At 38.2% G+C, this 8,633-nt stretch carries 7 protein-coding genes; all 7 read right to left on the bottom strand.

Features of this window, described 5'->3' with window-relative positions; all coding sequences use genetic code 11:
* Positions 1-588: 588 nt before the first annotated feature.
* Complete coding sequence (locus tag GF867_RS04990) at positions 589-1,167, bottom strand: hypothetical protein (RefSeq protein ID WP_153832006.1); 579 nt, start codon at positions 1,165-1,167, stop codon at positions 589-591.
* Between the two features lie 269 nt (positions 1,168-1,436).
* Entirely contained in the window at positions 1,437-2,783 is a 1,347-nt protein-coding gene (locus tag GF867_RS04985) for an O-antigen ligase family protein (protein ID WP_153832005.1), read from the bottom strand.
* A 94-nt stretch (positions 2,784-2,877) separates the two neighbouring features.
* On the bottom strand, positions 2,878-3,645 hold the full coding sequence (locus tag GF867_RS04980; protein ID WP_153832004.1) for a tyrosine-protein phosphatase: 768 nt from the start codon (positions 3,643-3,645) through the stop codon (positions 2,878-2,880).
* Positions 3,646-3,817: 172 nt separating this feature from the next.
* A complete protein-coding gene (locus GF867_RS04975; protein ID WP_366927754.1) occupies positions 3,818-5,122 on the bottom strand; it encodes a nucleotide sugar dehydrogenase in 1,305 nt (434 codons plus the stop codon).
* A 296-nt stretch (positions 5,123-5,418) separates the two neighbouring features.
* Positions 5,419-6,039: a sugar transferase gene (locus tag GF867_RS04970; protein ID WP_153832003.1), complete on the bottom strand. Its 621-nt coding sequence runs from the start codon at positions 6,037-6,039 to the stop codon at positions 5,419-5,421.
* Positions 6,040-6,178: 139 nt separating this feature from the next.
* Positions 6,179-7,075 carry a UTP--glucose-1-phosphate uridylyltransferase GalU gene (gene galU / locus GF867_RS04965; RefSeq protein ID WP_153832002.1) on the bottom strand — a complete coding sequence of 299 codons (897 nt, stop codon included), beginning with the start codon at positions 7,073-7,075 and terminating at the stop codon, positions 6,179-6,181.
* A gap of 139 nt (positions 7,076-7,214) precedes the next feature.
* Positions 7,215-8,633, bottom strand: a complete 1,419-nt coding sequence (locus tag GF867_RS04960) for a Coenzyme F420 hydrogenase/dehydrogenase, beta subunit C-terminal domain (protein WP_153832001.1) — start codon at positions 8,631-8,633, stop codon at positions 7,215-7,217.

The raw sequence follows: 8,633 nt of genomic DNA, 5'->3' as shown, positions 1-8,633 counted from the left end.
AAAGCGGACTTGATCCATGGATAGGTGGACCCGATGTGCGGATTTAGTTTGGTTATTACGTGAATTTAACGGTTGGCCTGGTGGACTCGATATGGATATTGGTGGTCCTGAGAGCGCGGAATAATCATATAAGACTGAAGCCGTAAACTCGGGGGATAAAGTGAGGTTAAAGCCTTGTGCTAAAAGTGTTCATGATTTTAGTCGTTGTTAGCAGCCTAAGCCTAGACCCGTGACTTGATGACAAAAAGCGGGCTAGTGAACAAGTTATCAGCTCTGACAACAACGTTTACGTTAACATGAGTGCATTAGCTTAGACCGAAGCTAGCCGATTGAACTGGGAGAGAACGCATGACAGTGGCACTTTGACAGCAAGCTCTGCCCTCGCACAAAAGCAAGCAACCAAGCACACACCTGATAAATCGATTGAAACCTTATAAGACTTAATCACACAATATAGGCCCACTTTCTCAAAAGAAAAAGTGGGCCTAGCCGTAGAGCTGTTTAAATTATAATACACAAACCTTTGAAAACCAACTCATTTTATGTTACAAATGGAACACTATTAACGCCACTAAACAACTGGGAGGATTAGTCTTCCCGATCGAAAGTTATTCGTTTAATAAAGACTTCTAAATCCTCTTTCATTCCCATGATGGCGGCGGTTAATTGAAAATCCAAGTCTTCGAGATATTCTAAACGCTCTGTAACGCCGTGCAAGTTCTTCTCCCTTTCAATGGCTTCCCATATGGCTACACGCACTTCAACCGAATCAACATACACTTCCCCTTTAGCAAAGTGTAATTTTTCCAAGCCCTTATAATGCAGGGACAACCAAACAGAACTAATCAGTAACATCAACACAACAAGTTTTGTCAAACTACTACCAGGCAAAAATTCAAAAAGGCTCACCAGCACCTCTCGCCAAGCCGCTCCTACACTGGTAAATAGAAACATAGCCAGCACCATCCCAGCCAATATGAACACGATATAGTGCTGCATACTCTCAAGCTTTCGTTGACCCAAGCCTGCTTCTTCCACTGAATCTCTTTGACAACGCGTCACATCCGCTACTGCCAACGCTGCCTCTTGATTGATTGCTGAAATCTTCTCCAATGCCTCTAAACTCGGAATACGCATATTTCGATTAAACACCAACAAACCCTTCACTTCTTTCCGCTATATTTACTCGTGAAAACAATTACATCAATTATAGCCCAGTTTATAAACACTAATCAATCAAAATGTTATTACATTTATACTTTCTTCACATAAAACAAAGTATTCTAGCCTAATTATTAAAAGGCGATAAATTTACCTACTTCAGCCAACACATTGTATTGGTTTGTTCAAGCAAAATAGAATTCAATAGAGGGAGCTCATCTTGGGCTTTACAGCAAAAAAAGACAGCATACTGTTCAGTACACTGCCTTCATTATTTATAATTCTTTGACTAATTTTCTGTCCAACCACTCGCTAAATTGATTTAGTTTATAGTGTAGTTTAAATTCAAGCCCTAAAGCTCTATCGGTTAACTCCATGGTACTCAATCGGTATTCAAACCAAACAAAGACAAAATTATGAATAAACCAGAACCAGACAAAATTAAATAAAGTATTCGGTATAAAACCTGCGACAATAAAACCTAATAACCAAGTTGCGACCCACTTACCGGTTTGGCTGTCATATTTGACCGCCAAGTAATAAGCGTATAAGAAGACTCTCGCATGATACACACCATATAGAATAAAGAATGGCAGCCCATATTCGACTAACATCCCCATCCACCAATTATGCATCACACGGTAACCACCTGTGTAATAATAATTAAAGTGTTCCATATAATATTCCGTATTCCCTGCACCCACACCCAAATAGTGTGATCCTTTTAGATGATGCCAGCCATTACGGATTAAATTATAGCGAATAACAAAAGAGCCGTCTTGCCATAAAGCGTCCAGAATATCCGTATACACCATTAAAACGGTCACTAAGCAAATGAAGCCCAAGAAAAGGATAACAATTCGTCTTAACCAAGCAGACTTAATATGTAAAATCAGATAGAAAACCATCGCATAAGCTGCCGCAAATAAAATGCCTCTCGCATTCGCAAAATAGATTAACAAGAGGCTTGAAACTGTCATCAACAACTTAAAACTCACTAAAGCCAGTGTCTTAGTTTTAGAATAATTCTCAAACGTTCTAAAACCAGAGAAGTACTGACCGTCCATATCCCGTAATTTATCATCTAATGGATGCCAACACATCATAAAAATTAAACCAAAGAAACAGAGCAAGGCAAAGTCATTAATATTCCCGAAGAACAACATGGGATTATGTAATTGACGCAGCCAATCAAAACTCCACCTTTCTGCCGCCCCATACTGTTGATTGCTTAAAACTTCAAACCAACCAATCACATGATGAACGATCATAATGCCGATGATGACTAAGGATAAGTGTTGCCTAAACAGCTTTTCGCGTATTAACCATGACAAACTGACCCCATAAATTAAAGTGACTGCTAGAATACCATTACTAATTATCCAACTCGTACGATCGGCTACCCAGAAAATTGAGGTAAAGGCCCAAATAACCAATAACAACATCATAAGCGAATAGGGTTGAATAATGACATTAAATCGGATGTCAGACCTTGCGACACCCCAAATTAAGCCGAATATCGTTAAGCTTGCTAAAGCAAGTTGAAGATAAATACTATATTCCCAAGAAAAGAATGCTAAGATAATCGCACTATACATTAAACTGCTCAAATACTTGCGCATGAATCGACTCACCTCATTTTTTATAAAATAAACTCATGATGACAGCGAGTATCTATTCATACATACCGCATTGCATCATGAGCGCTAATCGTTATTAAAACAAACCTAAAAACTTCTTGCGTTTCTTCTGAGGCTTACGCGCTTTAACCGGATCACCATTGAAGATTGAACGGGCATTTTCTTGAAAGTAATCCACCGTTTCTTGTCCATGTTCTTGACGTAAGATATCAAACGCTTTTTCTAAGTTAATCGGACGATGTTTCATGTGGTGAACATCGGAAGCCAAGATATGAATTAAGTTTAACTCAATCATTTTGTTACAAATATCTTGTAACTTACTTCCATATAGGCCGACATAAGATGAAGAAGTGATTTGAGAAACACAGCCTGCTTCAATATACTTCTGTAATAGATTCATGTCTTTAGCAAACACATGGTTTCGTTCGGGATGTGCAATCACTGGTGTAATGCCTTGGTTGATCATCTCATTGATCAGTGACCACGCATAATCTGGAATACTTGCGCTTGGAAATTCGATCAAGTAATAACGGCCTGATTCGTCTAAGGGGAGTAAATCATCGTTATATAAGTCATCAAAGAATTGTTCATTGATGCGAATTTCTTGTGAGGCATAAACTTTCATCGGAATGCCAGCCGTTTTATAATCTTCTCTTAATTGTTGAACCGCCGCTAAAATATCTGCTTTTCGATTTAAATAGCGTCCGTTACGATGGTGCGGTGTCAGAACCATATGTTCTACTCCTTCACTCACCGCAAGACGCGCTAATTCTAATGATTTCTCTAAATCTTCCGCGCCATCATCGACGCCTGGTATTAAGTGTGAATGTAAATCAATAATCATCGCTATTCCTCCTAGCTTACACAATTTCATTGTGCTTATTGTACCACACTTATACATAGGCGTTAATCTATATTTTAAGTTAACTTAATAAATTTGAGGTGTTTACAAAATATTATTACAAAAAAAGCGAAATTCTATAAAAAAAATCGCTTTTTATCATATAGATTACTAATTATAGTCTCCAATAAGCATAACCTTTTGAAGTAAACTGTTCATGATCTAAGATACTTTTAATATCAACCAGAACACGTTCTTCGTTTGTTAATTTTGGCTTATATAATGCTTCAATGTCTTCTACTGACAATGCTTTAAATTCTTCATGACCTACGGCTAAGACCACACAGTCTGCATCTTGAATGTCTTCATACTTAGATAAGGTCACGCCATATTCTTTTAATGCATCTGTTTCAGACGCCCAGGGATCGACAATCTCAGGTTTGATATCGTACTCCGCTAATCGTTTGAGTATATCGCCCACTTTAGAGTTACGCGTATCTGGAGTATTCTCTTTAAAGGTTAAACCCAATACCACCACTTTAGCCTCAATGACTTTTTTGCCTGTTTTGATTAAGCCTTTGATAATTTTATCAGCAATAAATTCACCCATACTATCATTGATCTCCCGCCCTGATTTAATAATTTGACTATGATAACCTAAGTTCTCAGCTTCATAGACGAAATAATATGGATCGACCCCAATACAGTGCCCACCCACCAAACCCGGTGTAAAGCCTAAAGCATTCCATTTCGTATTCATCGCATCAATCACATCTTTTGAATCAATGCCCATTCGGTCAAACACTAAAGCTAATTCATTCATGAAGGCAATGTTAATGTCACGTTGGCTGTTCTCCACCACTTTAGCTGCTTCCGCTACTTTAATACTTGGCGCCCGGTGTACACCCGCCTTAATCACCAACTCATATATTTTCGCAATCTCTTCTAAGGCTTCATCGGTTGTTGCGGATACGATTTCAATAATATTTTCTAGTGTGTGTACTTTATCACCTGGATTAATTCTTTCAGGTGAATAACCCACCGCAAAATCAACGCCGTGTTTCAAACCTGATTCCGCTTCTAAAATCGGAATACACACATCTTCCGTAACACCCGGATATACCGTCGACTCATAGACAACAATAGATCCTTTACTTAAATTCTTTCCAATGGTGCGCGTTGCACTTTCCACTGGATTTAAGTTAGGCGTTTTATCTTGGTTAATCGGTGTAGGGACCGACACAATATGAAACAAGGCTTCTTTTAAACGTGTTGCATCGCTTGTAAATTCAAGGGTCGTCGCTTTAATTGCTTCGTCCCCCACTTCTTTTGTCGGGTCAATGCCTTGATGGTATAACTCAATCTTGCTTTCATTATTATCAAAGCCAATTACATCCGCAACTTTCGCAAATGCCACAGCTATCGGCATACCGACATAACCTAAGCCAATGACCGATAACTTCGTTTCTTTAGTTATAATTTAATCGTATAGTGTCATCATAATTCTCCTGTCCGAATATTCCCTTAGTTTTATTTCAAAATACTTTTCATTAAGAAAATAAAAAAACAATCCTTAAAGACTGTTTTCCACAATACTTGAAACAAACCAACTGTCTGAATCCAGTATACTATGCATCACGCTATTTAGACAATTGCTTAAACGAATCATTAGAAAAACTTTTTAGTTTTGAATAGTTAAACTAAATTAACAAAAAGCCGCGGTAAAGAAATTACCCCGACTTAACTCATGATGTTCTTAATGAATACGACTATAAACTAGCGTTCTACTTCTTTTTTTGCTTTCTCAATGACACCTGTTCCACCTTCAACAACCCCGTCACTTCTTAAAACGCTCGTAATGGTTCCGATGAAACATTTCACATCAAAAGTCAGACTCATTCTTTCAACATAATCGCCATCTAATTTCGCTTTAATTGGAATAGGTAGCTCATCACGTCCGTTAATTTGCGCCCAACCAGACAGACCCGGTAGCACGTCATTGGCCCCGTATTTGTCCCGCTCAGCCACTAGATCGTCTTGATTCCATAAAGCCGGACGTGGCCCAATAATCGCCATTTCCCCTTTAAGAATATTGATGATTTGCGGTAATTCATCCAGACTGGTTTTTCTTAAAAACTTGCCGGACTTAGTAATAAAAGCCTCCGGATCGCCTAATAAATGCGTCGGCATGTCACTCGGCGTATCTGTCCTCATCGTTCTAAATTTCAAAATTTGGAAAAAGGCTTTCCCTTTACCCACGCGTTTCTGCTTAAAGAAGACCGGTCCGCTTGAATCCAATTTAATCCAGACCGCTAGGACTAGAAAGACCGGACTCAAGACGACTAAAGCCGCCAAGGATAAGATAAAATCGATCACTCGCTTTACAACTAAATACATAATAGACTCCTTATTAATAGAATTATTCCATTCAGATTGCCAGATATCTTGCAACAAGACTATATTACCATATTTGTCGACCAACAAACAGAGAAAAAGTAGCCAAAGTGCGTAAACACCTTGACTACTTTAATGAAAATTAGTTATCTTCCCCTCGCAGCGCCTGACTCATTTGAATTAAGTACTCTCTTAAGCCCGCCGCCGTCTCCGGATGCTTTAAACCATACTGTAAACTTAAATCGACATAGCCCATCCGATTCCCGACATCATAGAGCTTGCCTTCCACCCGTTTCGCAAACACTCTTTGTGTCTGATTCAAAGCCGCAATCGCATCGGTCAACTGAACTTCACCATCTTTACCAGGCGCAAGATTTTCTAACAAATCGAAAATTTTTGGCGTTAACACATAACGCCCCGCAATCCCTAACTGACTCGGTGCCTCGGCCGGACTCGGTTTCTCAACCACATCCAAGAGACTAAAGACATCCCCGTCAAAGCCCTCAACCACTTGATCAATTTCAATGATGCCATACTGATCCGTCTCGGCCTGAGGCACCTCAAGCACCGCAAGGTTCGCCGCCCCATTGACCTCATAGAGATCCAACAACTGTTTCGTAACCGGCACATCACTCTCGAGAATGTTATCCCCCAACATCACCACAAAAGCTTCGTCACCAATAAAGGATTTGGCCTGAGAAATCGCATCGCCTAAACCCTTCGGATAGGCTTGACGCACGAAGAATAAATCGGCTTTGGTCGTTGATTTAACTAGTTCCAACAATTCCCATTTGCCTTTTTCTTCCAAGTTCTGTTCTAACTCAACGTTTGAATCGAAGTGATCCTCAATCGGTCGCTTGTGTCGCCCGGTAATAATCAATATTTCTTCGATGCCCGATGCTAACGCTTCTTCGACAATAAATTGAATAATTGGCTTATCCACGATCGGCAACATTTCTTTGGCCGTGGCTTTGGTCGCCGGCAAGAAGCCCGTCCCATAGCCCGCCGCCGGAATCACAGCTTTCTTTATTTGACGCAAAGCAAACCCTCCTTTAAATCATTACTAAATATTCTTCGCACTATTTTTGAATAATTTATGAAAAAAAAGCTCATTAAGCTAGTACAAAACAATTACCTTAAAAGCTAATTAACTCATATGAAACTTAGATGCTCTTTTTCTATTTCTTCAGTCTTTTCATTAACTTACTGAAAATTTCATGAGGTTTCATTTTTAAAAACCTTTTGAAACGATCTCTTCTATTAATAGTCTTATATAATGCAGTGTACCGAGATGTATGTTGTGTCATTTGTTTGACAAAATAATTAAAATCATTTCGTATAACAGCTTCTTGATAGAGAATATGACTTTGGTCAGAAATAATCTTTCTTAAATCTTGGATTTCCTGCCGAGTTTTACTTAAATTAGGATTGGCTGATACCCTTTTGCTCGGACGCCATTCTTTCTCTTTATCTTTTACATGCAGTCTATAAGCCAACTCGTCATGTGTATGACGATAATGTGAAGCTTGTGATTTAAATATAATCTCTTTATCAACAACATCCATTTTTATGAGCTGGGATTTCATAGCTTTTTTAATTAAATTATCAATTTCTTTATTACGGACTATGACTATATTATTGCCTTGGCTATCTGTAGTATATTCAGGTAACCAAGCATCTCCAACAACAAGGTCAGCGGTTTCATTAAATACATCATCAGTAAAATCAGAGGCAGTTGGTTTAAAAAAACCCCACCCCCAATTTTGACCATATAATTCTGACTTTGGTTTAACTACTGTTTTCATTTCGCCGTCAATAAGTCCAGTCATTTTAACAGCGTATGAGCTTGCTGGTCGATCTAATAATTTATGTCGAAAATCAATATCTTTTAAATCACCCGGTTTAATTCCAACTTGAAAAGCCATTGATTCTGAAAACTTTGTGCTTTTTTGATGTCCACAAACTAATCCGATTGTATATTTAATGCGTTCTTTAAAAATTGGATCGGTCATAGCTAATAATCTCACTGAATAAATGAACGAAGGTATTCCTATTATTGCATAACGGCCAGGTTGTTCTTTAACTTTATCCATTACCTCAGAAATTTCTACTGGATAATATCTAGTTTTTGCGCCTTCTTTTATTTCTTTGATTGAAGAAGAAATGTCATATTTAAACATTTGATTACTATTTGAATCCGAATTTTTTTTAACATGTATAACATAATCAATTAAATTATTATCGAATAACTCTTTAAAAACCCAAGTTGCCATACCTCCTGAGCTAGCATTATTCCGATAATCTCCTTCTAAAACGTGTCCAACATATGTCGAATGATAGTAACCGATTCTTTCATCAAAAGATATACCGCTATCGCCAGCATATAGTTTCTCAGCAACTTCTGATTCATTTGTTTCTTTATTTAGATTCGGTGAAACGAACACTGCTGTTTGGGAGATTTCGCTGTTATCATCAATTAAGGACTCTTCAAAAAGTCCATATTCATTCATTCTCATCCTAATATTCGAATCAACTACCGACATAGCGCCACTAGCCTCACTGTATACTTTTTTCATTTCAAATTCAGTTGTATTCAA

Source organism: Fundicoccus ignavus, assembly GCF_009659375.1.
GTDB lineage: Bacteria > Bacillota > Bacilli > Lactobacillales > Aerococcaceae > Fundicoccus > Fundicoccus ignavus.
Note: the sequence above shows the minus strand (reverse complement) of the source record. Positions and strands in the feature narration are given on the sequence as shown.

What these genes read in the sequence shown, in the direction of transcription:
- GF867_RS04980 (WP_153832004.1), bottom strand. Translation starts at nt 3,645, where the DNA reads ATGATTATTGATTTACATTCACACTTAATACCAGGCGTCGATGATGGC.
- GF867_RS04985 (WP_153832005.1), bottom strand. Translation starts at nt 2,783, where the DNA reads ATGCGCAAGTATTTGAGCAGTTTAATGTATAGTGCGATTATCTTAGCA.
- GF867_RS04970 (WP_153832003.1), bottom strand. Translation starts at nt 6,039, where the DNA reads ATGTATTTAGTTGTAAAGCGAGTGATCGATTTTATCTTATCCTTGGCG.